At 66.9% G+C, this 25,200-nt stretch carries 24 protein-coding genes; 12 read left to right on the top strand and 12 right to left on the bottom strand.

All coding sequences use genetic code 11. From position 1 onward, the window contains the following. Nucleotides 1-94: 94 nt before the first annotated feature. Entirely contained in the window at nucleotides 95-1,267 is a 1,173-nt protein-coding gene (locus ASF65_RS02940) for an N-acetylmuramoyl-L-alanine amidase (protein WP_055884795.1), read from the bottom strand. A 550-nt stretch (nucleotides 1,268-1,817) separates the two neighbouring features. On the opposite strand from ASF65_RS02940, the gene ASF65_RS02935 reads away from it, so the two are divergent. Continuing rightward, entirely contained in the window at nucleotides 1,818-4,583 is a 2,766-nt protein-coding gene (locus tag ASF65_RS02935) for a ribonuclease E/G (protein ID WP_055884792.1), read from the top strand. A gap of 43 nt (nucleotides 4,584-4,626) precedes the next feature. Here the strand turns inward: ASF65_RS02935 and ASF65_RS02930 are convergent, their stop codons facing one another. Beyond that, nucleotides 4,627-5,802, bottom strand: coding sequence for an aminotransferase class I/II-fold pyridoxal phosphate-dependent enzyme (locus tag ASF65_RS02930; RefSeq protein ID WP_055884789.1), 1,176 nt, complete (start codon nucleotides 5,800-5,802; stop codon nucleotides 4,627-4,629). Nucleotides 5,803-5,919: 117 nt separating this feature from the next. On the opposite strand from ASF65_RS02930, the gene ASF65_RS02925 reads away from it, so the two are divergent. The 5 genes from ASF65_RS02925 to aat all read left to right on the top strand — a co-directional run bounded on the left by ASF65_RS02925 (nucleotide 5,920) and on the right by aat (nucleotide 10,885). Further along, the gene (locus tag ASF65_RS02925; RefSeq protein WP_244486533.1) at nucleotides 5,920-7,290 is read left to right on the top strand and encodes a M48 family metalloprotease; all 1,371 of its coding nucleotides are present in this window, start codon (nucleotides 5,920-5,922) and stop codon (nucleotides 7,288-7,290) included. Next, entirely contained in the window at nucleotides 7,287-8,084 is a 798-nt protein-coding gene (locus ASF65_RS02920) for a DsbA family protein (RefSeq protein ID WP_055884783.1), read from the top strand. Before ASF65_RS02925 ends, ASF65_RS02920 begins: the two co-directional genes overlap by 4 nt. A gap of 232 nt (nucleotides 8,085-8,316) precedes the next feature. Then, the gene (gene accB / locus ASF65_RS02915) at nucleotides 8,317-8,802 is read left to right on the top strand and encodes an acetyl-CoA carboxylase biotin carboxyl carrier protein (protein ID WP_055885071.1); all 486 of its coding nucleotides are present in this window, start codon (nucleotides 8,317-8,319) and stop codon (nucleotides 8,800-8,802) included. Between the two features lie 51 nt (nucleotides 8,803-8,853). Then, nucleotides 8,854-10,206: an acetyl-CoA carboxylase biotin carboxylase subunit gene (accC, locus tag ASF65_RS02910; RefSeq protein ID WP_055884780.1), complete on the top strand. Its 1,353-nt coding sequence runs from the start codon at nucleotides 8,854-8,856 to the stop codon at nucleotides 10,204-10,206. A 7-nt stretch (nucleotides 10,207-10,213) separates the two neighbouring features. Beyond that, nucleotides 10,214-10,885, top strand: coding sequence for a leucyl/phenylalanyl-tRNA--protein transferase (gene aat, locus ASF65_RS02905; RefSeq protein WP_055884777.1), 672 nt, complete (start codon nucleotides 10,214-10,216; stop codon nucleotides 10,883-10,885). On the opposite strand, the gene ASF65_RS02900 is transcribed toward aat, so the two are convergent. From ASF65_RS02900 to ASF65_RS02865, 8 genes are all read right to left on the bottom strand, one after another. Continuing rightward, on the bottom strand, nucleotides 10,828-11,235 hold the full coding sequence (locus tag ASF65_RS02900; RefSeq protein WP_055884774.1) for a DUF2155 domain-containing protein: 408 nt from the start codon (nucleotides 11,233-11,235) through the stop codon (nucleotides 10,828-10,830). The two genes, aat and ASF65_RS02900, sit on opposite strands and share 58 nt — an antisense overlap. A 17-nt stretch (nucleotides 11,236-11,252) precedes the next feature. Further along, the gene (locus tag ASF65_RS02895; protein WP_055884771.1) at nucleotides 11,253-11,633 is read right to left on the bottom strand and encodes an NADH:ubiquinone oxidoreductase subunit NDUFA12; all 381 of its coding nucleotides are present in this window, start codon (nucleotides 11,631-11,633) and stop codon (nucleotides 11,253-11,255) included. Nucleotides 11,634-11,688: 55 nt separating this feature from the next. Further along, complete coding sequence (locus tag ASF65_RS02890) at nucleotides 11,689-12,192, bottom strand: GNAT family N-acetyltransferase (protein WP_055884769.1); 504 nt, start codon at nucleotides 12,190-12,192, stop codon at nucleotides 11,689-11,691. Continuing rightward, nucleotides 12,189-13,688, bottom strand: coding sequence for an Asp-tRNA(Asn)/Glu-tRNA(Gln) amidotransferase subunit GatB (gene gatB, locus ASF65_RS02885; RefSeq protein WP_055884765.1), 1,500 nt, complete (start codon nucleotides 13,686-13,688; stop codon nucleotides 12,189-12,191). The genes ASF65_RS02890 and gatB overlap by 4 nt, the downstream gene beginning before the upstream one ends. An 81-nt stretch (nucleotides 13,689-13,769) precedes the next feature. Continuing rightward, on the bottom strand, nucleotides 13,770-15,251 hold the full coding sequence (gene gatA, locus ASF65_RS02880; protein WP_055884763.1) for an Asp-tRNA(Asn)/Glu-tRNA(Gln) amidotransferase subunit GatA: 1,482 nt from the start codon (nucleotides 15,249-15,251) through the stop codon (nucleotides 13,770-13,772). Next, nucleotides 15,248-15,775 (bottom strand): GNAT family N-acetyltransferase, encoded by a 528-nt coding sequence (locus tag ASF65_RS02875; protein ID WP_055884760.1) that lies wholly within the window; start codon nucleotides 15,773-15,775, stop codon nucleotides 15,248-15,250. The genes gatA and ASF65_RS02875 overlap by 4 nt, the downstream gene beginning before the upstream one ends. Further along, complete coding sequence (gene gatC, locus ASF65_RS02870; protein ID WP_055885067.1) at nucleotides 15,772-16,059, bottom strand: Asp-tRNA(Asn)/Glu-tRNA(Gln) amidotransferase subunit GatC; 288 nt, start codon at nucleotides 16,057-16,059, stop codon at nucleotides 15,772-15,774. Before gatC ends, ASF65_RS02875 begins: the two co-directional genes overlap by 4 nt. Before the next feature lie 86 nt (nucleotides 16,060-16,145). Next, nucleotides 16,146-16,847 carry a metal-dependent hydrolase gene (locus ASF65_RS02865; RefSeq protein ID WP_055884758.1) on the bottom strand — a complete coding sequence of 234 codons (702 nt, stop codon included), beginning with the start codon at nucleotides 16,845-16,847 and terminating at the stop codon, nucleotides 16,146-16,148. Nucleotides 16,848-16,915: 68 nt separating this feature from the next. Here ASF65_RS02865 and ruvX point away from each other — a divergent pair, with 68 nt between their 5' ends. Continuing rightward, nucleotides 16,916-17,398 carry a Holliday junction resolvase RuvX gene (gene ruvX, locus ASF65_RS02860; protein WP_055884756.1) on the top strand — a complete coding sequence of 161 codons (483 nt, stop codon included), beginning with the start codon at nucleotides 16,916-16,918 and terminating at the stop codon, nucleotides 17,396-17,398. On the opposite strand, the gene ASF65_RS02855 is transcribed toward ruvX, so the two are convergent. Both ASF65_RS02855 and ASF65_RS02850 read right to left on the bottom strand, forming a co-directional pair. Then, entirely contained in the window at nucleotides 17,347-17,667 is a 321-nt protein-coding gene (locus ASF65_RS02855; protein WP_055884751.1) for a DUF6105 family protein, read from the bottom strand. The genes ruvX and ASF65_RS02855 overlap by 52 nt on opposite strands. Beyond that, on the bottom strand, nucleotides 17,667-18,179 hold the full coding sequence (locus tag ASF65_RS02850) for a hypothetical protein (RefSeq protein ID WP_055884748.1): 513 nt from the start codon (nucleotides 18,177-18,179) through the stop codon (nucleotides 17,667-17,669). Before ASF65_RS02850 ends, ASF65_RS02855 begins: the two co-directional genes overlap by 1 nt. A 160-nt stretch (nucleotides 18,180-18,339) precedes the next feature. On the opposite strand from ASF65_RS02850, the gene ASF65_RS02845 reads away from it, so the two are divergent. From ASF65_RS02845 to topA, 5 genes are all read left to right on the top strand, one after another. After that, nucleotides 18,340-19,293 (top strand): aspartate carbamoyltransferase catalytic subunit, encoded by a 954-nt coding sequence (locus tag ASF65_RS02845; protein ID WP_055884744.1) that lies wholly within the window; start codon nucleotides 18,340-18,342, stop codon nucleotides 19,291-19,293. After that, complete coding sequence (locus tag ASF65_RS02840) at nucleotides 19,290-20,609, top strand: dihydroorotase (protein WP_244486532.1); 1,320 nt, start codon at nucleotides 19,290-19,292, stop codon at nucleotides 20,607-20,609. The genes ASF65_RS02845 and ASF65_RS02840 overlap by 4 nt, the downstream gene beginning before the upstream one ends. A 4-nt stretch (nucleotides 20,610-20,613) precedes the next feature. Beyond that, entirely contained in the window at nucleotides 20,614-21,222 is a 609-nt protein-coding gene (gene plsY / locus ASF65_RS02835) for a glycerol-3-phosphate 1-O-acyltransferase PlsY (RefSeq protein WP_156369127.1), read from the top strand. Then, nucleotides 21,219-22,352 carry a DNA-processing protein DprA gene (gene dprA, locus ASF65_RS02830; protein ID WP_055884739.1) on the top strand — a complete coding sequence of 378 codons (1,134 nt, stop codon included), beginning with the start codon at nucleotides 21,219-21,221 and terminating at the stop codon, nucleotides 22,350-22,352. Before plsY ends, dprA begins: the two co-directional genes overlap by 4 nt. Before the next feature lie 124 nt (nucleotides 22,353-22,476). Continuing rightward, complete coding sequence (topA, locus tag ASF65_RS02825; RefSeq protein ID WP_055884736.1) at nucleotides 22,477-25,200, top strand: type I DNA topoisomerase; 2,724 nt, start codon at nucleotides 22,477-22,479, stop codon at nucleotides 25,198-25,200.

Below are 25,200 nucleotides of genomic sequence, written 5' to 3'. Positions count from 1 at the left end.
TCCTAACGCATCGTTCATGAGCGGAGAATGCGGCGGGCGAATGATGCACCGGTGTTGCCGAAGCAACTGTTGCAAACACGCAACGCACTCCGCGTCAACGTTGGCTGCCGAGGATCGGACGCGTGGCGAACTCGGCGATCGACTGCGCGAGAATCCCGGCGAGCCGCTTCTGCCAGACGTCGGACTGGAGAGCCTCCTCATCCTCGGGATTGGAGAGATAACCCATCTCTAGGAGGATCGAGGGCACATCCGGGGCCCGCAACACTCGAAAGCCTGCCGAGCGCCGCGGATTGTTGATCAGCCGGATTTCGCCCTTGCCGAGATCGGCGACGAGCTGGATCGCGAAGTGCTCGGACAAGGCTTCCGTCTCGCGACGGACGAGGTCGACGAGGATGTCGTGGATTTCCGGCGCATCCTGATCCCACTCCGAACCGGCGAACCGATCAGCCGAGTTTTCGGTGTCGGCCAGTTCGCGCGACAGGCTGTCCGACGCCTTCTCGGAGAGGGTGTAGACGGTCGCGCCGCGCAGATCCTTGTAGCGGATCGAATCGGCGTGCAGCGACACCATGAGGTTGGCGCCGGCGCGGCGGGCGATTGCGGCCCGCTCGTTCAGCGGGATGAACGTGTCGTCGTCCCGCGTCATGACGACCTTAATGTTGGGGAGCGCCTCCAACGCCGATCGAAGCGCCAGACCGAACGCCAGGTTCACAGCCTTCTCTTCGGTCCCCTTCTCGCCGGTCGCCCCGCGGTCGATGCCGCCGTGACCGGGATCCAGCACGATCACGAGCGGCCGGTCGCTCCGGCCCGCGGCCGCGGGCGATTCCGGGGCCTTGGGCGATGAAGGGAGCGCAAAGGACTTCTCATCGCCGGGCGTCAGCCGCAGCGACACGCGCGCGCCCTTCTCGCTCTTCGTCACGTCGAGTTTTGGCCGCGCCGGCTGCGCCAGCGTCATGATCAGGCGGTACCGGTCAGTGCCGACCAGACCGTGTCGAATGTCCGTCACCAGCGAGGACTTGTCGATCTCCGGGAGCTTGGCCGCCGCCAGCGTGCCATCGAAATCGAGGGCGACGCGGTAGGGGTTCCGCAGGAGAATCAGCTTCGGCTCGGCCCGTCCGTCGACCTCCAGATCGATCTCGAACGCATCCGCCTTCGTGGCCGCCGCGATGGCCGTCACGATCGACGGACGGTCGGCGGCGTGGGCATTGCGCATCGGCAAGGCCGATACGAGAAGGGCCAGCATCAGAAGGGCGGTTCGCAGAACTGTCACGGGCGTCGGCCGTCGAATGAAGAGAGTGCGGATCAGGGATGGCGAACACGATCGTGGCAGCCTGCGCAGCTGCCGCTTTCGCAGGCTTTCCCCTTGTTTGCCGGACTATAGCGCCTTACAAGCATAAATGAGGCTCTCGCGTCATCAGAACGGGTGCGTCGTCGAATTCATCGGCTCGAACGAGCCGACCGCCTCGGCCGACGCACGGATCCGTCCGGCGTGGGAAATTCGCACAGATTTACACCGGTCGGGTCTTACACGCTCACCGGTCTCTCCGCGGGCGAAGACAGGAAAGAATTTCCGCCGAGCTCGCGTCCTCGTCGGCTGCGCAAGCGGCCATCCACTGTTGCAGGTCGTTCACGCGTGCTTTCGGCATATCAGTTCCCTTCGATGCCTGTGCCCCGCCCCTTCGGGCCGGTTGCCGGTGCATTGGGGAAGCTTGGCCCTGCGCGCCCGGAACGCACCATTGCGGACCCCTTCACACCTGGCCCATGGCCGACCCGCGAGGTCGTGCATTCCGGGCCGCCGCGGGTCCCGGAGTTGAGATTTCATGGCAGACAAGATGCTGATCGATGCCGCCCACCCGGAGGAAACCCGGGTCGTCGTCGTCAAGGGTAACCGGGTCGAAGAGTTCGATTTCGAGTCCGAGCACAAGAAGCAGATCAAGGGAAATATCTATCTGGCCAAGGTGACGCGCGTCGAGCCGTCGCTCCAGGCCGCGTTCGTCGAGTACGGCGGCAACCGTCACGGGTTCCTCGCCTTCAACGAAATCCATCCCGACTACTACCAGATCCCGCATGCCGACCGTCAGGCGCTGATCGAGCACGATCTGGCGCAGGCCGAGGAGGACGAGGAAGCCGAGGAGCGCAAGCCCGCCAAGGCCGGTCGTTCGCGCAGCCGGCGTCCGCGCGGCGGCGAGGCGAAGGCCGCCGAGACGAGCGACGACAGCGTGTCGGAGGTCGTCGAGACGGAAGCCTCCGAAGACGCGTCGGAAACGGTCGAGGCTGGTGAGGCCGAAGCCGCGGCACCGGTCACTGACGGCGAGGAAGTGGCATCCGCCGACGAGGGCGCGGAGGCGGTCGAGGCCAAGAGCGACGGCGATGCGGACGAGAAGCCGCGTCGTGGGCGCCGCTCGCGTCGCTCGCGCGAGACCGAGGAAGAGCCCGCAGTCGACGAAGCGGACGAGGTCGATGATCTCGGCAGCGAAGACGCGATGGAAGAGGTGCCGGTTCGCAGCAACCGTCCGCCGCGCAAGCAGTACAAGATCCAGGAAGTCATCAAGCGTCGCCAGATCCTGCTGGTGCAGGTTGTTAAGGAAGAGCGCGGCAACAAGGGCGCGGCGCTCACCACCTATCTGTCGCTGGCCGGCCGTTACTCGGTCCTGATGCCGAACACCGCCCGTGGCGGCGGCATCTCGCGCAAGATCACCAATGCCGCCGACCGCAAGCGGTTGAAGGAAGTCGCGCGCGATCTCGAGGTGCCGAAGGGCATGGGGATCATCCTGCGCACGGCCGGCGCGAACCGCACCAAGGCGGAGGTGAAGCGCGACTACGAGTACCTGATGCGGCTGTGGGAGACGGTGCGCACGCTGACGCTCCAGTCGACCGCCCCTGCCCTCGTCTATGAGGAAGGCAGCTTGATCAAGCGGTCGATCCGCGACCTCTACAACAAGGACATCGACCAGATCCTCGTGGCCGGCGAGAGCGGCTACCGCGAGGCGAAGGACTTCATGCGCATGCTGATGCCGAGCCAGGCAAAGGTTGTGCAGCCGTACCGCGATGCGAGCCCGATCTTCGCCCGTCAGGGCATCGAGGCGCAGCTCGACAAGATGATGCAGCCGCATGTGACGCTGAAGTCCGGCGGCTACATCATTATCAACCAGACCGAAGCGCTGGTCGCGATCGACGTGAACTCCGGGCGCTCGACCCGCGAGCATTCGGTCGAGGACACCGCCTACCAGACGAACCTTGAGGCGGCCGAGGAGGTCGCCCGCCAGCTGCGTCTGCGCGACCTCGCGGGCCTCATCGTCGTCGATTTCATCGACATGGAGGAGAAGCGCAACAACCGGAACGTCGAGAAGCGTCTCAAGGATTCGCTGAAGGACGACCGGGCGCGCATCCAGGTCGGCCGCATCTCGCATTTCGGCCTGCTCGAGATGAGCCGCCAGCGCATCCGCGCCAGCGTGCTGGAATCGACGACGCAGACCTGCCCGATCTGCAGCGGCAACGGCTTCATCCGGTCCTCGTCCTCGCTCGCGCTTCAGGTGCTGCGTTCGATCGAGGAGCATCTCCAGAAGCACGGCACGCATGACCTCGTGGTGAAGGTGCCGACCGCGACCGCGCTCTACGTCCTCAACGAGAAGCGTTCGACGCTCGACGAACTGGAGCGGCACTACGGGCTGCGCATCCTGCTGGAGGCGGTGGAAGGCTTCGGCCACCAGCACGTCACCATCGAGCATGGCGCCGAGGCGACGCGCCGCGTGAAGCCCGAGGCGATCACGACCCTGCCGGCCGTCTCGCCCGAGGCGATCGAGATCGAGGACGTGGTGATCGAAGCCGAGCCGGACGCCGCCGAAACCGAGCGGCTGACGGAAGCGCGGGAGCGCGGATCGGACGGCGAGGAGTCCCGCGACGGATCGCGTCGCCGCCGTCGCCGCCGCCGTGGCGGACGGCGCGGCGACGAAAACGGGCATGCCGAGAGCGCCGATGCTGCCTCCGACGAGGATGCCGGCGACGAGGCCGCCGCGGCCTCCACCGAGGCGGATAACCAGGGTGTCGTCAGCGAGAGCATCGACGATGACGGCAACGGGGGTGACCGCAAGCGTCGCCGGCGGGGTCGTCGCGGCGGCCGTCGCAATCGTGACGACGAGGCCCGCACCGAGGGTTCGTCCGAGGGCGATGGCGAGGATGCACCGGATGCCGCAGTGGCGGACGATGTCACCCCAGAGCTGCCTGCGCTCGCGTCAGCCGAGGCCGATGTCTCGTTCGAGCCGGAAATGACCGACGCCGTCGAGGCCATCGAGGGCGATCCTTCGGAACTTGCCGATGCCGAGATCGGCGCCGATATCGCGGTGCCGGACGAGAACGAGGTCATGGCAGCCACGGCCGAAGCCGGAGCCGCGATCGACGGCAATCCGCCTCTGGACGAGGTGTTCCCCGCCGACGATGGCGAGGTCCCCGCCGAGGACATGCCGGCGGAAGAGGCACCGGCGCGTCGCGGCTTGCGGCTCATCGCCAATGGCGAGGAAGCGGCGGACGACGCAGCCGAAGAGAAGCCGAAGCGTCGCGGCTGGTGGTCGCGCAAGACAGCCGAATAACACGACAAGGAGCGGCTCTCGGGCCGCTCCTTTCGTTTGCGGCTCAGGCGCCGCGCTCAAGCACGCTGCGAAGGCGGCGCACCGCTTCGGCGATCTCGCCGGGATCTCCGGCATAGGACAGGCGCATCGTGCGATGGCCGCGCTCGAGATCGAAGTCGAGCCCCGGCGTCGCCGCGACGAGCGCCGTTTCCAACAGATGCCTGGCAAACTCCGTCGAATTCGAGAATGCCTCGGGGATGGTGGCATAGGCATAAAAGGCCCCATCGATCGGAGCGATGTCGCCGAAACCGAGCGCCGGAAGCGCCTCCATGAGCAGCGAGCGGCTGCGCTCGTAGCCGAGCTTGACCGCTTCTAGTTCCTCCGTCGCCTCGAACACGGCTTCGGCGCCGACCTGGCTGAGTTCCGGTGCGGAGATGTAGAGGCTCTGCCCGACGCGCTCCGCCGGCCGCACGAGATGAGGCGGAAGCACCAGCCAACCGATGCGCCACCCGGTCATGCAGTAGTATTTGGAGAACGAGTTGACGACGATCGCGCGGTTGGAAAACTGGAGTGCCGAGGCGGTTTCGCGGCCGAAAGCGAGACCGTGGTAGATCTCGTCGGAGATGAAGACGAGTCCCGCCGCGTCGGAGAACTCGACGAGCTTGCGCAGCTCCGCGGGCGGCGTCACCGTGCCGGTCGGGTTCGCCGGACTGGCGATTAGGACGCCCTGCAGGGGCGTCTGCCGATGCGCGCGTTCCAAAGCCTCCGCGGTCAGGATGTAATCCGTTTCCGGTCCGACCGGGATCTCGACCGGCTCGATCCCCAGCGCTTTCAGGATGTTGCGATAGGCGGGATAGCCGGGCGTCGAGATCGCCACTCGGTCGCCGACGTCGAACGCGGTCAGGAATGCCAGATTGAAGCCCGCGGACGATCCGGTCGTCACCATGATCCGTTCCGCCGGCACGTCCACACCATAGGTCTCGCCGTAATGGCGGGCGATGCGTCGGCGGAGCGCCACACGACCGAGCGCATCGGTGTAGCCGACACGGCCTCGTCCCAGAAAGGCTCCGACGGCGTCCGCGACGACGCGTGGCACCGGCGCCGAGGGCTGGCCGACCGCCAGCGAGATCACGTCCTTGCCTTCCGCGATCAGGCGGTTGGCCGCCGCCATGACGTCCATCGCGCGGAACGGGTCGACGTCGGAACGGCGGGATGCCTTCGGCGGCGGAATGTCAAACATGGAAGCCTCATAAACGCCGGAAAAAGATGACCTTGCAGTCCGCAGGGATGGCCGACCGGGAAGCCGCGTTCTAGAAGTGCGTGCACAAGCCTGGGAAGACTTGGGGTGGATTTTTTGTTGAAGGGCCTCTTTGCGAAGGCGGTCGCAGCCGCGCTGGTCGTTGCGGTGGCCGCGCCCCCGGCGGAGGCGCAGCAGGCGCGACGTTCGTCGCTGCCGATCGTGCGCGACGCGGAGATCGAAGGCCTCATCAAGGACTATTCGCAGCCGATCCTGCGCGCGGCCGGCCTGTCGCCGGCCCGTGTCGAGATCGTCCTCGTCAACGACCTCGGCTTCAACGCCTTCGTGGCGGGTCGTCGCATCTTCATCAACACCGGCACGATCCTCGAATCGGAGACGCCGAACGAGACGATCGGCGTTCTGGCCCACGAGGTCGGGCACCTTGCGGGCGGGCATCAGGAACGACTGCGCGACCAGATCGAGCGGGCCAAGACGATCGCCGTCGTGGCCGGCCTTCTCGGGGCGGGTGTCGCGGCGGCGGGCGCGGCCAGCGGTTCCGGCTCGATGGCGGGCATCGGCAGCGGCCTGATGACGAGCGGCGGCAACATCGCGCAGCGCGGCCTTTTCGCCTATCAGCGCACGGAAGAGACGACGGCCGACCGCTCGGCACTCACCTACCTCTTGAAGACGCAGCAGTCGCCGAAGGGGCTGCTCGACAGCTTCGCCGGCCTGATGCGCAAGAATATGCTGTCGGGCGTCTCGTCCGATCGCTACGTGAGTTCACATCCCGCGCCGCAGGAGCGCATCGGCTTCCTCCAGACGGCGGCGAAGGAAAGTCCCTACTTCGACAAGAAGGACCCACCCGAGCTTCAGCTTCGACACGATCTGGCCCGCGCCAAGATCGCCGCCTACAACGGTGGTGCGGGTCAGGTCCGGCGAACGTTCGGGCGCAATCTGACGAGCCTTCCCGCGCGCTATGGCGATGCGATCGCGACCCATCTGGCGGGCTCGCCCAGCGCCGCCCTTCAAAAGATCGATGCGCTGATCAAGGAAGTGCCCGGAAACCCTTGGTTTCATGAGGTTCGCGGCGAGATCCTGATGGCGGCCGGCCGCTCCGACGAATCGGCCGCCGCCTTCGCCAAGGCCGCCAAGCTCGACCCGTCGAAGTCGGGAATCCTCGAGGCGGCCGTCGGGCAGGCGCTCGTGACCGGCGGCAAGCCGGAGCGGATGAAGGACGCCATCGCGCAGATCCGCAAGGGGCTGGAAGACGATCCCGGCAACTCGACGGCCTACCAGTTCCTGGCGATGGCCTACGGCAAGACCGGCGACATCGGCGCGGCCGAGCTGGCGACGGCCGAAGGTTACTGGGAAGCCGGCAACTTCCGTCAGGCGAAGATCTTCGCCGCCCGCGCACAGCAGAAATTTCGTCCGAACTCGCCGCAATGGCTGCAGGCTCAGGACATCATCACGACGAAGGTGAACCGCAAATGACGCATGGTCCGGTGTTCAGGAGACTTGCGCTGGGTCGGCGTGTGGGCGCCGCGGCGGTCCTCGGCGCCTCGCTTCTTGGCTCGCCCGCCCTCGCGCTTGATGATGCGCAGACGCGCGAGATCGAGACCATCGTTCGCAACTACCTCATCGCCAACCCGGAGGTCCTGCTCGAATCGATGCAGGCGCTCGAAGCGAAACGGTCTGCGCAAGCGAAGGCCGGACAGAGTGAAACGATCGCAAGCCTGCGCGAGCGGCTGGATGCCTCGCCGGCCGGAACGGTGGCCGGTAACCCGCAGGGCGATGTCACGCTGGTCGAATTCTTCGATTACAATTGCGGCTACTGCAAGCGGGCGGCAAGCGACCTTCAGGTGCTTCTGGAGAGCGATCCGAAGCTGAAGGTCGTCTATAAGGAAATTCCGGTCCTCGGGCCGGCGTCCGAAGCCGCTGCGCGCGTCAGTCTGGCGTTTCGCGAGACGAAGCCGGACAGCTATCCGCAGTTTCAGAAGACGCTGTTGGCATCGCGCGCGCAGGTCGACGAGGCACGTGCGCTCGAAGTCGCGGCGCAGCTCGGAGTTCAGGAGGCCACGCTTCGACCGCTGCTCGGCGGCCAGAGCGTGACCGCGGCGCTGAACGAGAGCGCCGAGCTCGCGACGGCGCTCGGCATCAGCGGGACGCCGAGCTACGTGATCGGCGACGAACTCGTCCCCGGTGCCGTGGGCGCTGACGCGCTCGCGGAAAAGATTGCGAACATTCGCGCCTGCGGCTCCGCGAGCTGCTCGCCGACGGCCAATTGAGTTCAGGCGCGTCGCTGGCGCCTTCCCGGCTTTGCGAGCCGCTCGCAAGTGTTTATACGGCACGGATCGAACGGATACGCCCTTGGGGCGTTCGATCCGTCAAGCAACTGTCGGCAGGCTGACGCCTGCCTCTTCCGAAGCCGGGATCATCGTGATCCGGGCTTTTCGTCGCATGAAGGACCGAGGCCGACCGGACAGTTCCGTGTCGAATCCCCGGCGAGTTCGAAGGACCATTATGGAAAAGGATTCGACTGTGGACCGTTCGCTGGTGCGCGAGCTTGCCGACATCTTGAACGACACGGATCTGACCGAGATCGAAATCGAGCAGGGCGACCTGCGCATCCGCGTGTCGCGTCAGAAGGAATACGTGGCGTCCGCCGGCTACAGCTACGGCGCTCCCGCGCCTGCGCCGATGCACGCCATGCCGGCGCAGCAGGCTCCGGCGGCGGCTCCCGCCGCACCCGCGGCTTCCAGCGGGCCCGAGGTGGGATCGGTGCCCTCGCCCATGGTCGGCACCGTGTATCTGGCGTCCGCGCCGGGCGCCAAGCAGTTCATCGAAATCGGCCAGACGGTGAACGAGGGTGACACCCTCCTCATCATCGAGGCGATGAAGACGATGAATCAGATCCCGGCACCGCGTTCGGGCACCATCAAGCGCATCTGCGTCGACAACGGCCAGCCGGTCGAATACGGCGAGGCGCTGGTCGTCATCGGTTGATCCCTCGGGGATCGTCGGGGCGAGTTCGCGGGCGGTCGAGGAAAGGCATACATGTTCAATAAGGTACTGATCGCCAATCGCGGCGAGATCGCGCTCCGCGTTCTGCGGGCCTGCAAGGAGCTCGGCATCGCGACCGTGGCCGTGCATTCCACCGCCGACAACGCGGCCATGCACGTGCGGCTGGCCGACGAAAGCGTCTGCATCGGGCCTCCGCCGGCACGCGACAGCTACCTGAACATTCCGCAGATCCTCGCGGCCTGCGAGATTTCCGGCGCCGACGCCGTTCATCCCGGCTATGGCTTCCTGTCCGAGAACGCGCGCTTCGCCGACATCCTGGAGGCGCACAATATCGCCTTCATCGGCCCGACCGCCGAACATATCCGCGTCATGGGCGACAAGATCGAGGCCAAGCGCACCGCCAGGGCTCTCGGCATTCCCGTGGTGCCGGGATCCGCGGGCGCGGTGACCGACGATGTCGAGGCGATGCGCGTCGCGCAGGAGATCGGCTTTCCGGTTCTCGTCAAGGCGTCGGCCGGTGGCGGCGGGCGCGGCATGAAGGTGGCGCAGACGCCCGCCGACCTGTCGATGGCGCTTTCCACGGCTCGCTCCGAGGCGGGCGCGGCGTTCGGCGACGACGCCGTCTATCTCGAGAAGTATCTCGGCAAGCCGCGTCACATCGAGGTGCAGGTGTTCGGCGACGGCATGGGCAAGGCCGTGCACCTCGGCGAGCGCGACTGCTCGCTGCAGCGCCGCCACCAGAAAGTCTGGGAGGAGGCCCGCTCCCCCGCGCTCGACGACGCGCAGCGTCTGCGCATCGGCGAGATCTGCGCCAATGCCATGGCCCAGATGAAGTACCGCGGCGCCGGCACGATCGAGTTCCTGTACGAAAACGGCGAATTCTATTTCATTGAGATGAATACGCGCCTGCAGGTCGAGCATCCGGTGACGGAGGCGATCACCGGCCTTGATCTCGTTCACGAGCAAATTCGCGTCGCTGCCGGTCTCGGGCTTTCGGTCATGCAGGACGACGTGAAGTTCAACGGCCACGCGATCGAGTGCCGCATCAACGCCGAGGATCCGCGGACCTTCGCGCCCTCGCCCGGCCAGATCAGCTACTACCATGCCCCCGGCGGTCTCGGTGTTCGCGTCGATTCGGGCGTCTACCAAGGCTACACGATCCCGCCCTTCTACGATTCGCTGATCGGCAAGCTGATCGTGCATGGGCGCACCCGGAACGAGTGCCTGATGCGCCTGCGGCGAGCGCTCGACGAGATCATCGTCGACGGGGTGAAGACGACGCTGCCCCTGTTCCAGGACCTCGTCGAGAACCCGGACATCCAGGCCGGCGACTACGACATTCACTGGCTGGAGCAGTATCTCGCCGCCGCGGCGAAGGCTGCCTGATCCACCATTGGCGCGCAGCGGACGAAACGGCTCCGAGCCGCTGATCACACCCGAGATCCTGCTGCGCGCCTACGCGGCCGGCATCTTTCCGATGGCGGAAGATGCCGACGACCCGTCGATCCACTGGGTCGATCCGACGTTTCGGGGCATCCTTCCGCTCGACGGGTTCCACGTCCCGCGCTCGCTCCGCAAGACGATCCGCCAGCGACCCTTCGACATCCGGTTCGATACCGCGTTCGCAGCTGTCGTCGACGCCTGCGCCGAACCCGCGCCCGGCCGCGACCAGACCTGGATCAACGCTCAGATTCGCGAGCTGTATCTGGGGTTGTTCCGCATGGGCCACGCGCATTCCGTCGAGGCTTGGGCGGATGGCGAGCTTGTCGGCGGACTCTACGGTGTCAGCCTTGGCGCAGCCTTCTTCGGCGAGAGCATGTTCTCGCGGCGCACGGATGCCTCGAAGGTTCCGCTGGTCTATCTATGGGACAAGCTGCGGCGCGGCGGCTTTATACTCCTCGACACGCAGTTCATCACAGTGCACCTCCAGCGCTTCGGCGCCGTCGAGGTTCGGCGTGCGCGATATCGCGAGCTGCTGGCCGACGCGCTGGAACGGCCCGCCGATTTTCACTGCGCCGGCGGGACGCTCGCGTCGGTTTTGCAGTCCTTGAGCCAGACGTCGTAGACGGGGTGCTCGACGGCGTTGAGGCCGGGGGAGTCGGCAAACATCCAGCCGGTGAAGATGCGGCGGATCTCGCGGTCGAGGGTGATCTCGTCCACCTCGACGAAGCCGTCGGTTTTCGGCGCTTCGTCCTGCGTGCGGGTGAAGCAGGCCCTTGGCGTCACTTGCAGCGCGCCGAACTGCACGGTCTCGTTGATCTTCACCTCGAACGAGGTGATCCGGCCGGTGATCTTGTCCAGCCCGGAGAACACCGCTTCCGGGTTCTCGACGCGGGCCGCGTAGGCGCCCTGCGGGAAAACGCAGGCCAGCGCCAGGGTCGCCACGAGCCGCGCGGCGTTAGAAGCGAGACGCATCGAGCGAGCGGTTCCGATCAGGGTGTCCAGGCGTCGTAGTCGCCCGTCACGCGCGGACGCTCGGCGGTGTTGAGGAGCGAGCCCTTCGGTCGGTAGGCGAAGCGCGTGCCCGTCTGGTTGGGAACGTGCGGCTTCTGCCAGTCGCGCGGCTTGTAGTTCTCGTCCACTGGCGGCGTGTCGACGCGGTGATGCATCCAGCCGTGCCAGCCGGGACCGATCTGGCTTGCTTCTGCCTCGCCCGCGTAGATCACCCAACGGCGCTTTCCGTCGGCCGACTGGTAGTAGACGTTGCCGCGCTCGTCCTCGCCCACCCGCTTGCCGAAGCGCCAGGTGTGGAAGCGCGTTCCGATCGTCTGGCCGTTCCACCAGGTGAAGATCTGCAGCAGCCAGGGTTTCATCGCATCGTGTCCGTAAATGCCGTGGCTAGGTTATGCTGCCGCAGCCTGTAAAAGTCTAGGCGTCGAAAGCGCCCAGCGGACGCTCGAAGATCAGCACGGTCGAGCCGCTCCCGCTCTCGGAAGTGCCGACCCGCGCGAAGCCCAGCCCGGTGTAGAAGCCGATCGCCCGGGCGTTGGTTTCATCGACCTCGATGCGCATGCGGGTCGCCTGGGGAAAGCAGCCGGCGATCTCGGAGAAGAGTTCCGTCCCGACGCCCTGCCCTTGGGCATCCGGGCGTACGTAGAGATCGTGCAGGATGAGAAGGGTCCGGTCTTCGCTCGCGGCGCGGGCGAAGGCCATGCCGCCAAGACGCTTGCCGTCGTCTGCGACCAGAAACTCTGTATCCGGTTGGCCGAGACGGCCGCGGAGCGCGGCCTCGTCGTGCGACGTTCCGGTCACCTCGCGCAGCCGCTCGGCGTCATGGATGGCACCGTAGGTTGCCTGCCACGTCTCGACCAACAGCTGGCGAACGGCTCCCATGTCGCGAGCCGTCGCGGTGCGGATGAAGTAGGTGCTCATTCCAGCCCGAGCTTGGCCTTCACCAGGTCGTTGACCGCCTGCGGGTTCGCCTTTCCGCCGGTCGCGCGCATCACCTGACCGACGAACCAGCCGGCGAGCGTCGGCTTGGCGATCGCCTGCGCCACCTTGTCCGGGTTGGCTGCGATCACTTCGTCCACCGCCTTCTCGATCGCGCCCGTGTCGGTGACCTGCTTCAGGCCGCGGCTTTCGACGAGCTCGCGCGGGTCTCCGCCTTCGTTCCAGACGATCTCGAAGAGGTCTTTGGCGATCTTGCCGGAGATCGTCCCTTCACGGATGAGATCGAGCACGGCGCCAAGCTGGTCGGCCGAGACCGGCGTCTCCTCGATCGACTTGCCGCTTTTGTTCAGCGCGCCGAGGAGGTCGTTGATGACCCAGTTCGCCGCCTGCTTGGCGTCGCGCCCCTTGGCGACCTGTTCGAAGAAGTCGGCGATCGACTTCTCCGATACCAGGATCGACGCATCGTAGGCCGAGAGCCCGGCCTCGCTCATGAGGCGCTGGCGCTTGTCGTCGGGGAGTTCCGGCAGCTCCTCTCGCAGCGCCGCGACGAAGGCGTCGTCGAACTCGAGCGGCAGGAGATCGGGGTCCGGGAAATAGCGATAGTCGTGCGCGTCCTCCTTGGAGCGCATCGCGCGCGTTTCGCCCTTGGCCGGGTCGAAGAGCCGCGTTTCCTGATCGATCGTGCCGCCGTCCTCGATGATCGCGATCTGGCGGCGCGCTTCCGACTCGATCGCCTGTCCGACGAAGCGGATCGAATTGACGTTCTTGATCTCGCAGCGCGTGCCGAACTCGCCGCCCGGTCGGCGCACCGAGACATTGACGTCGGCGCGCATGGAGCCCTCATCCATATTGCCGTCGCAGGTCCCCAGATAGCGCAGGATCGTGCGCAGCTTGGTGAGGTACGCGCGCGCTTCGTCCGCGGAGCGCATGTCGGGCTTCGACACGATCTCCATCAGCGCGACGCCGGAGCGGTTCAGGTCGACGAACGACATCGTCGCATGCTGGTCGTGCAGCGACTTGCCGGCGTCCTGCTCGAGGTGCAAGCGCTCGACGCCCACCTCGACCTCCTCGAACTGCCCCTTCGAGTCGGGGCCGACCGAGACGATCACCGTTCCCTCGCCGACGATCGGCTGCTGGAACTGCGAGATCTGGTAGCCCTGCGGCAGGTCCGGATAGAAGTAGTTCTTGCGGTCGAAGACCGAGCGGTTGTTGATCTGAGCCTTGAGGCCGAGACCCGTACGCACCGCCTGCCGCACGCATTCGACGTTGATGACGGGCAGCATGCCCGGCATGGCGGCGTCGACCAGCGACACGTTGTCGTTCGGCTCGCCGCCGAACTGCGTCGAGGCGCCGGAAAAGAGCTTCGATTCCGAGAGGACCTGGGCATGGACCTCCATGCCGATCACGATTTCCCAGTCGCCGGTCGCGCCGGGGATCAGCTTCTTCGGATCGGGGGTGCGGGTATCGACGAGGGGCATCGGGCGAACTCGTTCATCTCGGGGCGCAGCCGGGCTGCGATCATTCGGTCTCTTCGGCGCGATGGAGCGCGCCAAAGCATCCTACCACCAGCGCTTCGGCGCGAAGCGACCGGCGCTCTTCTCGATCACCGAAGCCGTGGCGAAGAGCGTCTCCTCGTCGAACGGGCGACCGATCAGCTGGAGGCCGAGCGGCGTGCCTTCGCCGGAGAGGCCCGCTGGGACGGCGATGCCTGGCAGTCCGGCGAGGTTCACGGTGATCGTGAAGACGTCCTGCAGATACATCGCCACCGGATCGGCGGCGAGCTTCGCGTCGCCGATCGCGAAGGCGGCGGATGGGGTCGTCGGGGTCAGGAGCGCATCGACGCCGTCCGCGAAGACGGTCTCGAAGTCGCGCTTGATCAGGGTGCGGACTTTCTGCGCCTGCAGGTAATAGGCGTCGTAGTAGCCGGCCGAGAGCACGTAGGTGCCGATCATGATGCGGCGTTTCACCTCGCGGCCGAAACCGGCGGCGCGGGTGTTCTCGTACATTTCGGCAATGTCCTTGCCCGGCACGCGAAGACCGTAGCGCACGCCATCGTAGCGCGCGAGGTTGGACGAGGCTTCGGCGGGCGCCACGATGTAGTAAGCCGGCAGGGCGTACTTCGTGTGCGGCAGCGACACGTCGACGATCTCAGCCCCGGCTTCGCGCAGCGTCGCAATGCCCTTCTGCCAGAGCGCCTCGATCTCGGCCGGCATGCCCTCGACGCGATATTCGCGTGGGATGCCGATGCGAAGGCCCTTCACCGACCGGCCGACGGCGGCTTCGTAATCCGGCACCGGACGATCCACGGACGTCGTGTCCTTCGGGTCGCTCGAGGCCATCGACGTCAGGAGAATCGCCGCATCGCGGACATCGCGTGCGATCGGGCCTGCCTGATCGAGGGACGACGCGTAGGCGACGATGCCCCAGCGCGAGCAACGGCCGTAGGTCGGCTTGATGCCCACCGTTCCCGTGAAGGCCGCCGGCTGGCGGATCGAGCCGCCGGTATCGGTGGCCGTCGCGCCGGCGCACAAGCGCGCGGCGACGGCCGCCGACGAACCGCCCGACGACCCGCCGGGCACCAGCGCGACATCCGAGTCCGTGCGGCGCCAAGGGTTCACGACCGGGCCGTCATGGCTCGATTCGTTGGACGAGCCCATCGCGAACTCGTCCATGTTCAGCTTGCCGAGCATCACGGCGCCGTCGGCCCAAAGATTGGCCGTGACCGTCGATTCGTAACGTGGCTTGAAGCCGTCGAGAATGTGGGACGCGGCCTGCGTACGCACGCCCTCGACCGCAAAGAGGTCCTTGACGCCGAGGGGAATGCCTTCGAGCGCCCCGCCCTCGCCCTGACCCAGTCGAGCATCGGACGCGGCCGCCATCTCGCGCGCCTTGTCGGCCGTCACGGCGACGTAGGCGTTCAGTGCGCCGTTGGCCGCTTCGATCGCGTCGAGATAGGCGTCCGTCAGCTCGCTTGCCCGGAAGGTCTTGGCCTTCAGGGCGTCGCGGGCTTCGGCGATGGTGAGTTCGGTCAGATCGGTCATGGTCTCGCAACGTCGAATGGTCGGGACGCGGCCGGGTCGGCTTCGCGAACCGCGAGGGTCTTCCGATAGAAGGCGGCGTAGCCGCTGTCGGGGTAGTCGGCGAAGGGGCCGCTCAGCTTGAAACCCGCCCGCTCGTAGGAGCGGCGGGCGGCCTTGAAACCGAGACCGGTTTCGAGGGCGAGTTCGCCGAGCCCGAGGCTTCGGGCTTCTGCCTCGATCCGATCGAGGAGCCGAGCGGCAAGCCCCTGCCCGCGCACGGCCGGTCGCAGGTACATCCGCTTGACCTCACCCAGCGACGCGTCGTGGCGCTTCAAAGCTCCGCATCCGACGGCCACGCCGTCGATGCGGACCAGAAACGTCGTCGTGTCGGGACGGGCCATCTCCTCGGCGGTCATTTGAAACTTGAACTCGTCCGGTGTGTCAGGTTCCTGATCGTCGATCGCGTCGTTCAGCTCGGCGATCAGGGCTCGCAGGTCGTCCTGCAGCGGGGTCTCGGCGCGAATCTCAATGCGGCCGCCGCTCATTCCACGACCTTGGGCACCATGAAGAAGTGCTCCTGCGTGGCCGGGGCATTGGCGACGATGTCCTCGGCCTTGTGACCGTCGGTTACGGCGTCCTCGCGCTTCTTCATCACCATCGGCGTGACCGAGGTCATCGGCTCGACGCCGGACACGTCGACTTCGCCGAGTTGCTCGACGAAGCCGAGGATGGCGTTCAATTCGCCCTGCATGGTCGCGACCTCGTCCTCGGACACCGCGATGCGGGCAAGACGGGCGACACGACGAACGGTGGCGGTATCGACGGACATGCGCATTCCCGAACTAATGGTCGAAACGGTGCTATAACGGCGGGGTTGCCCGGAGGCAACGCCGCCGCCTGTCCGCGAGGAGGTCGTCAGATTTCGAAGGGCTGGCCGACTTCGGGCAGCAGCACGCGGGAGGCTTCGTCCTCCATCGCATCCATGAAGCGCTGCGGATCGGCATCGAGAATCGGCATCGTTCCGTAGTGCAGCGGAATGATGGTCTTGAAGTTGAAGTAGCGGCGGCAAGCGAGCGCGGCCACGGCCCCGCCCATCGTCAGCCGGTCGCCGATCGGCACGAGTCCGATCTTGGGCTGGTGCAGTTCCTCGATCAGCGCCATGTCGCCGAAGATGTCCGTGTCGCCCATGTGGTAGACGCTGTTGCCGTCGTCGAAATGGACGACGAGCCCGTTTGGCATTCCGAGATAGGTGATCTTGCCGCCCTCCTCGACGCTCGCGGAGGAATGGAACGCCTGCGTCAGGGTGACGGAAAAGCCGTCGAACTTGACCGTGCCACCGGTGTTGGCGGGCTCGATGGTCTCGACACCTTTGGACGCCAGCCAGTTCACCAGTTCATAGGTTCCGAGGACGCGGGCGCCCGTACGCTTGGCGATCTCGACCGTATCGCCGACATGGTCGCCATGGCCGTGGGACAGCAGGATGTGCGTGGCGCCTTCGCTCGCCTTGGCGACATCGCCCTTGAAGTGCGGGTTCCCCGTAAGGAACGGGTCGATCAGAATGACCGCGCGTCCCGTGTCGATGCGAAAGGCCGAATGGCCGAAATAGGTCATCTTCATGCTAGGGGATCTCCGATGATGCGGTCGCGGGAAACCTAGCGCCGGAAGCCCCGTATCAAGGAGGCAGGATGGTGATCGCCGATATCGCTGACGTGGTCGACATGAGGGCAGCGGGGGGCACGGCCGTGGGGCTGGACCTCGGGACGAAGACGATCGGCGTCGCGGTGTCCGATCTGGGATGGGGGCTGGCCAATCCACGCCCCGTCATCCGCCGTGCGAAGTTTCAGGCGGATGCCGTTGCCCTGTCGGCATTTCTCGCCTCGGTCGATGCGCGGCTCGTGGTGATCGGGCTGCCGCTCAACATGGACGGCAGCGAAGGCCCGCGGTCGCAGTCGACGCGGGCCTTCGTGCGCAACTTCCAGCGGATCGACCCGCGTCCGTTCGTCTTCTGGGACGAGCGCTTGTCGACCGTTGCGGCGGAACGTGGTCTTCTCGAAATGGACGTGTCGCGGCGTCAGAGGGCCGAGCGAATCGACTCGGCCGCTGCCTCGTTCATCCTTCAGGGTGCCTTGGACAGGCTGTCGAGGCTGACCGAGTTGCGCGACGAATAGCGCTCGCGGAGGAAGGCGAGGATCGCCTTGCGACGACGCAGCGCATAGAGCGCCAGCACGATCAGGCTGTCGAGGATCAGTGCCCGGACGACCAGCGGCGGCAATGTTTCCGGCGCCACGCCGAGCACGTTCGCGTAGACCCCGAAGACGGTGTCGTACATGTCGCGCGAGAAGAAGTGCAGGCCGAGGCTCCAGTCGTTGGAAGCGAGCGTGAGCCAGAGGACGAGGAAGCCGATCGGCAGGAACCAGAGCGACAGGAGCCAGCGCATCAGGCGTCTCCGTCGCGGCGCTTGTCCGCCACGCGAGGGATCGAGGCGTTGATCGCGGCGACCGTCCGGCGGAAGGCCATCTCGTCCATCTCGTCTTCGTCGTCCGGCGCGAAGATGCAGGCGTCGAACGCCAGCGCGACGAGGCTGAGGCCGAGCGACCAGAAGGCGAGGTCGAGCCGGTCGAAGACCGCCGCGAACGGCGCACCGAAGAGCGTCGCCGCCACGACCATGGCCGAGCAGACGCCGATCCCGGCAAAGGACAGGAGTTCCCCCTGCCGAATCTCAACGTCGTCGCGCCCGTGCAAGCGGATGAGGCCCACCGCCAGAAGCGCCGCCGCGCCGATGCAGAGAAGCGCGACGCCCCAACCGACGAGACCGGTCCCCGCCGACGGTTCGAGCGCCACGCCCCCGAGAGCAGCGCGGCCGTTGAGATGAAGGATCTCGTTGGCGCCGGTGACGGCGAGGAAGCCGGCCCAGGTCGAAAGAGCGAAGGTCGTGGGTATGCGCTTCACGGGCCAGCCCTCCGGAGAGTTAACGAAAACTTAACGCCAACATCCGCGCTTCGCTCCCGGCCCGCAACGCGAACTCTTGGGCATGGTTAATTGCCGAGGCGATGGCGGCGGACGGCGCGCTTGTGGCCCCTCCCCGTTTCTCCTATAGGCGGTGCTCGCCATGACAGCGCTGACACCATCCTCCGCCGCTCCCCGACGCCACCTCCTCGGCATCGCGGGCCTGTCGCTTCCCGACATCCACACGCTGATGGACCTTGCCGAGCGCGAGATCGCCGTCAGCCTCGGGCGCGACAAGAAGAAGGCGGCGCTCAAGGGCCGCACGCAGATCAACCTTTTCTTCGAGGCGTCGACCCGAACGCAGGCGTCGTTCGAACTCGCCGGCAAGCGCCTCGGCGCCGACGTGATGAACATGTCGGTCGCCAATTCGTCCGTGAAGAAGGGCGAGACCCTGATCGACACGGCGATGACGCTGAACGCCATGCGCCCCGACATTCTGGTGGTGCGCCATCACGCGGCGGGCGCGGTCGCGCTCCTGTCGCAGAAGGTCGGCTGCTCGGTCGTCAACGCCGGTGACGGCGCGCACGAGCATCCGACGCAGGCGCTTCTCGACGCACTGACGATCCGTCGCCGCAAAGGCCGCGTCGCGCGCCTGTCGGTCGCGATCTGCGGCGACGTGCTCCACAGCCGCGTCGCGCGCTCCAACATCCTGCTGCTCAACGCGCTCGGCGCCGACGTGCGCGTCGTCGGACCCTCGACGCTTCTGCCCAACGGCATCGAGCAGATGGGCGTCCGGGTCTTCCGCGACATGGATCGAGGGCTGGAAGACGCCGACGTCGTCATGATGTTGCGCCTGCAGCGCGAGCGGATGGAAGGCTCCTCCGTGCCGTCGGTGCGGGAGTATTTTCGCCTCTTCGGCCTCGACGCGCAGCGCCTGTCGCGCGCCAAGCCGGATGCGCTCGTCATGCATCCCGGGCCGATGAACCGCGGCGTCGAGATCGCCTCGGAAGTCGCGGATGGCCCTCAGAGCGTGATCGAAGAGCAGGTCGAAATGGGTGTCGCCGTCCGCATGGCGGTAATGGAATGGATGATGGGCAACGAGGAGACCGCATCGTGACCGGCCTCGACGGCGCCCGCCCCCTCCTTGTTCGCAATGCCCGCATCCTCGACCCGTCGCAGAGGCTGGACGAGCGCGGCGACCTTCTCGTCGAGAACGGCACGATCTCCGCGGTCGGCGCCGCCTCCGCCAACGAGAACGCGCCCGATGGCGCCGAGGTGCTCGACGCGTCCGGCCTTCTCCTGATCCCCGGCCTCGTCGATATCCGCGTCCACATGGGCGAACCCGGCAGCGAGCACCGCGAGACGATCCGCTCGGTGAGCCGTGCGGCCGCCGCGGGCGGCGTGACATCGATCGTCACCATGCCCGACACCGATCCGGTGATCGACGACGTCGCGCTGGTGCAGTTCGTCATGCGCACGGCGCGCGAGACGGCGTCGGTCAACGTCTTCCCGGCCGCGGCCCTCACCAAGGGCCTGAAGGGCAAGGAGATGACCGAGATCGGGCTTCTAGCCCAGGCCGGCGTCCGGGTCTTCACCGACGGGCGGCGGACGCTGCGGGACAGCGGCCTCATCCGTCGCATCATGACCTACATGCGCGACTTCGACGCCCTGTTCGCGCATGACACGCAGGACGCCGACCTCGTTGGCTCCGGCGTCATGAACGAAGGGCTGCTGGCCTCGTGGCTTGGCCTGCCCGGCATTCCGCGCGAGGCCGAGCTCATTCCGCTGGAGCGCGATCTGCGTCTCGCCGCCCTGACCGGCGTGCGCTACCATGCGGCGCAGATCTCGACGGAACTGTCCGCCGAGGCGGTGCGCGCCGCCAAGCGTCGCGGCGTCGATGCCACGGCGGGCGTATCGATCAATCACCTGTCGCTCAACGAGAACGATATCGGCGAGTACCGAACCTTCTTCCGCCTGTCGCCGCCGCTCCGCCACGAGGACGATCGCCAGGCGATGATCGCCGCGCTCGCCGACGGCACGATCGACATCATCTGCTCCGCGCACGACCCGCAGGATGCCGACGGCAAGCGCCGCCCCTTCGCCGAGGCGGAAGCCGGGGCGATCGGCCTCGAGACCCTGCTTCCGGCGTCGCTACGCCTCCATCACTCCGGCCTCGTCGACCTCGCCCGCATCGTGGAAGCGCTGACGGTGGCGCCGGCCAGGCTCCTCAAGATCGACCGTGGTACGCTGCAGCCGGGCCGCCCGGCGGACTTCGCGCTGGTCGATCTCGACGGCCCCTACGTCTTCGACAAGAGCCGCATCCGCTCGCGCTCCAAGAACACCGCCTTCGAGAACGCGCGTTTCCAGGGCGAGGTCGTGAAGACCTTCGTGGCGGGTCGCGAAGTCTTCACCCTCCAGAATCAGGGACACTGAGCCGATGGACATGGCTGCGGGAACCGAACCGACGATCCTCGTGGCTGCCCTCGTCGTCGGCTATCTCTGCGGCACCATCGCCTTCGGGCTGATCCTGATGAAACTGTTCGGTCTTGGCGATCTCCGGTCGATCGGCTCCGGCAACATCGGTGCGACCAACGTCCTGCGGACCGGCAACAAGAAGGTCGCCGCGCTGACGCTTCTCGGCGACCTCCTGAAGGCAACCGTGCCGGTGCTGATCTTCTGGCGCTGGGGTGCGCCGGCGGCAGCCGTCGCGGGCTTCGGCGCCTTCATCGGGCACCTCTTCCCGGTCTGGCTCGGCTTTCGCGGCGGCAAAGGGGTCGCGACATATATCGGTGTGCTCCTCGGCTTCGCGCCGATCGGCGTTCTGGTGTTCGCCGCAGTCTGGCTCGGGGCGGCGAAGATTTGGAAGTTCTCCTCGCTGGCGGCGCTTCTCGCCACGCTGGTCGTGCCGGTCGTCTACCTCGTCCTCGGCAACACGATGGCCGCCGGCCTCACGGCCGTCCTGACGGTTCTCGTCTACATCAAACACGCGCCCAACATTCGTCGGCTCCTGTCCGGCACGGAAAGCAAGATCGGGTCGAAGGGGTGACGCCATCGCCGGCGGCCGTTTCGCCGGTGCTGCCCGAAGCCGAGCGGCTAGCGGCGCTGCGGCTGATCCGCAGCGAGAATGTCGGCCCTGTCACCTACATGAGGTTGATCGCCCGGTTCGGCACCCCCACCGCAGCGCTGGCCGCGCTGCCCGACCTTGCCGCAAGGGGCGGCGCCCGACGACAGGTCGCGATCGCTCCCCTCGCCTCGGTCGAGGCGGAAATCGCCGCGGCGCAGCGTATGGGCGCCCGCTTCGTGATCCGGGGAGAGGCCGACTATCCCGCCATGCTCCTGCGCACGGATGCAGCGCCTCCGGTCCTGGCCGTCATGGGCGAGACCGCGCAATTCGAGCGGCCCGCGGTGGCCATCGTCGGCGCGCGCTCGGCGACGGCGGCCGGCGGAAAGCTCGCCCGGCTCTTCGCGGACGGTCTCGGTCGCGAGGGCTACGCTATCGTCTCGGGTCTGGCGCGCGGCATCGACACGGCGGCGCACGAGGCAAGCCTCGGCACCGGCACTGTAGGCGTCTTCGCAGGTGGGCTCGACCGCCCCTATCCCCCCGAGAATCGTCCGCTCATGCGCCGCATCGTCGACGGCGGCGGATGCCTCGTCACGGAAATGCCGTTCGGTTGGGAGCCGCGCGCGGTCGACTTTCCCCGCCGCAACCGGGTGGTCGTGGCCCTGTCGCTCGCCGTCCTCGTGGTCGAGGCCGCGATGCGCTCGGGCACGCTGATCAGCGCCCGCCTCGCGGGTGAACTCGGCCGTCTCCTGTTCGCGGTGCCGGGCTCGCCGCTGGATGCGAAGTCGGCCGGGTGCAACGCTCTGATCAAGGACGGCGCGATGCTGGTCACGGACCCCACCGACATTCTCGACGCGCTCGCCCCGCTGGATGACCGCTCCGTCGCGCGCCACGGCCTGTTCGCGGAGTCCGCGCCCGACGATCGATTCGACGAGCCGGGCGATGACGAGCGGTCGCGTCTCGTTCGCGCGCTCAGCACGACACCCGTCTCACTGGACGATCTCGTCGCCCATGCCGAGGTCGAGTGGAGCGCGGCGCAGGTCGTTCTTCTCGAACTCGATCTCGCCGGTCGGCTCGAACGCCACAGTGGCGGACGTCTCAGTCTCCTGCCCTGACCCGGAGAGGGCTTGGGCAGAGGGGCGGGGTTGACCCGCGCGTCCGGCCTGTCCATGTGAGCGAAGCTTGAAGTTCTCGGCGGTCCCCGTTCGCGCCCGCCCCGTTCCCCAGGATCGTCCGCTCATGGAAGTCGTTATCGTCGAGTCGCCGGCAAAAGCGAAGACGATCAACAAATACCTTGGCAGCAACTACAAGGTGTTCGCCTCTTTCGGCCATGTGCGCGACCTGCCGCCCAAGGACGGTTCCGTGCGTCCGGACGACGACTTCGCCATGGACTGGGAGGTCGACAAGCCCTCGCAGAAGCGTCTGACCGAGATCGCGCAGGCCGTAAAAGGGGCCGATGGGCTGATCCTCGCGACCGACCCGGATCGCGAAGGCGAAGCCATTTCCTGGCACGTGCTGGAGGTTCTCCAGCAGAAGAAGGTCATCAAGGACAAGCCGGTCAGCCGCGTCGTCTTCAACGCCATCACCAAGAAGGCTGTGCTGGACGCGATGGCGAACCCGCGCGAGATCGACGTCCCGCTTGTGGACGCCTACCTCGCCCGGCGCGCACTGGACTACCTCGTCGGCTTCACGCTGTCGCCGGTGCTCTGGCGCAAGCTGCCGGGTGCGCGCTCGGCCGGCCGCGTCCAGTCGGTGGCGCTGCGCCTCGTCTGCGACCGGGAAGCGGAGATCGAGCGCTTCAAGACCGACGAATACTGGCAGATCGCAGCGCGCCTTTCGACGCCGCGGGGCGAGGACTTCATCGCGCGGCTGACCGCGTTCGACGGCGAGAAGCTGCAGCGTCTGTCGATCGGCAACGAAGCGCGGGCCTTCGAAATCCGGGACATGCTGAACGGTGCGTCGTTCAAGGCCCTCTCGGTCGAAGCCAAGCCCACCCGCCGCAACCCATCGCCGCCGTTCACGACGTCGAGCCTCCAGCAGGCGGCATCCGCCAAGCTCGGCTTCGGCGCGTCGCGCACCATGCAGATCGCCCAGCGTCTCTACGAGGGCATGGACATCGGCGGCGAGACGGTCGGTCTCATCACCTACATGCGAACGGACGGCGTCCAGATGGCGCCCGAAGCGATCGACGACGCGCGCAGCGCGATCGGCAAGACCTTCGGCGGCCGCTACGTGCCGGAGAAGCCGCGGCTCTACTCGACCAAGGCGAAGAACGCACAGGAAGCTCACGAGGCCATCCGCCCGACGAGCTTCGATCGTCACCCGAAGGAAATGGAGAAGTTCCTCGAACGCGATCAGGCGCGTCTCTACGACCTGATCTGGAAGCGGGCGATCGCCAGCCAGATGGCCTCGGCCGAGATCGAGCGGACCACGGCCGAAATCGAGGCAACGGGTGCGGGCCGCAAGGCGATGCTGCGCGCGACCGGCTCTGTCATCCGCTTCGACGGATTCATCGGCGCCTACCAGGACCACCGCGACGACTCCAAGGCGCCGACCGAAACGCCGGAGGAAGAGGACGAGAGCGCCCGCCTGCCCGAGATCGGGGCGAACGATCCGCTGAAGCGCCTGTCGGTCGACCCGACGCAGCACTTCACCGAGCCCCCGCCGCGCTATTCCGAAGCGTCGCTGATCAAGCGGATGGAAGAACTCGGCATCGGGCGCCCCTCGACCTACGCCGCGACGCTCCAGACGCTGCAGGACCGCGAGTACATCGTCCAGGACAAGCGCAAGCTCCTGCCCGATTCGAAGGGTCGGCTGGTGACGGCCTTCCTGCACAATTTCTTCGAGCGCTACGTCGAGTACGACTTCACGGCCGATCTCGAAGGCAAGCTCGACGGCATCTCCGCGGGCGAACTGGCGTGGAAGGACGTCCTGCGCGACTTCTGGCGTGACTTCTCGGCTCAGGTCGACGGCACCAAGGAGCTGCGCGTCACAGACGTGCTGGACGCGCTGAACGAGGAACTGGCGCCGCTTGTCTTCCCCGACAAGGGCGACGGCACGGACCCCCGCGCCTGCCCGCGCTGCGGGGAAGGCCGGCTTAGCCTGAAGCTCGGCAAGTTCGGTGCCTTCGTCGGCTGCTCGAACTACCCCGAGTGCGGGTTCACGCGTCAGCTCGGCTCGAACCTTCAGGCCGAGGGCGTCGACGGTGACGGCGGTCTGAACGAGCCGAAGGATCTCGGCTCGGACCCAGACACGGGCGAGCCGGTGACCCTTCGCTCGGGCCGCTTCGGCCCCTATGTCCAGCGCGGAGACGGCAAGGAGGCGAAGCGTTCGTCCTTGCCCAAGGGCTGGCAGGTCGCCGACATCGACTTCGAGAAGGCGCTCCAACTCCTGTCGCTGCCGCGCGAGGTGGGTCTGCACCCGGAAACCGGCAAGCCGATCCTCGCCGGTCTCGGCCGGTACGGACCGTTCCTCCAGCACGACGGTGCCTATGCAAACCTCGAGTCGATCGAGGACGTGCTGACCGTCGGGCTCAACCGCGCGGTGACAGTGATCGCCGAGAAGAAGGAGCGTGGGCCGCGCGGGCGTTCGACGCCGGCAGCGCTCGCGACGCTCGGCGAGCATCCGACGATCGGTGGGCCGATCACGGTGCGCGAGGGGCGCTTCGGTCCCTACGTGAACGCCGGCAAGGTCAACGCCACGCTGCCGCGCGGCAAGGACCCGGCCAGCGTGACGCTCGAAGAAGCGATCCAGATCCTCAACGAGCGCGCGGAAAAGACCGGCACCAAGGTCAAGAAGGCGCCGGCGAAGAAGGCGACGAAGGCCGCCAAGGCGGACGGCGAGGACGGCGCGAAGAAGCCTGCGGTGCGCCGCGCGGCGGCCGCCAAGACAGGCGAGGCGAAAAAGCCCGCCGCACCGAGGAAGCCGGCCGCGCAGGCCAAGGCGAAGGCGAAGGCGGACTGA

The sequence above is a fragment of the Aureimonas sp. Leaf324 genome, assembly GCF_001423245.1.
Lineage (GTDB): Bacteria > Pseudomonadota > Alphaproteobacteria > Rhizobiales > Rhizobiaceae > Aureimonas.
The sequence above is the reverse complement of the archived record's forward strand: the minus strand, read 5'-3'. Positions and strand labels throughout refer to the sequence as shown.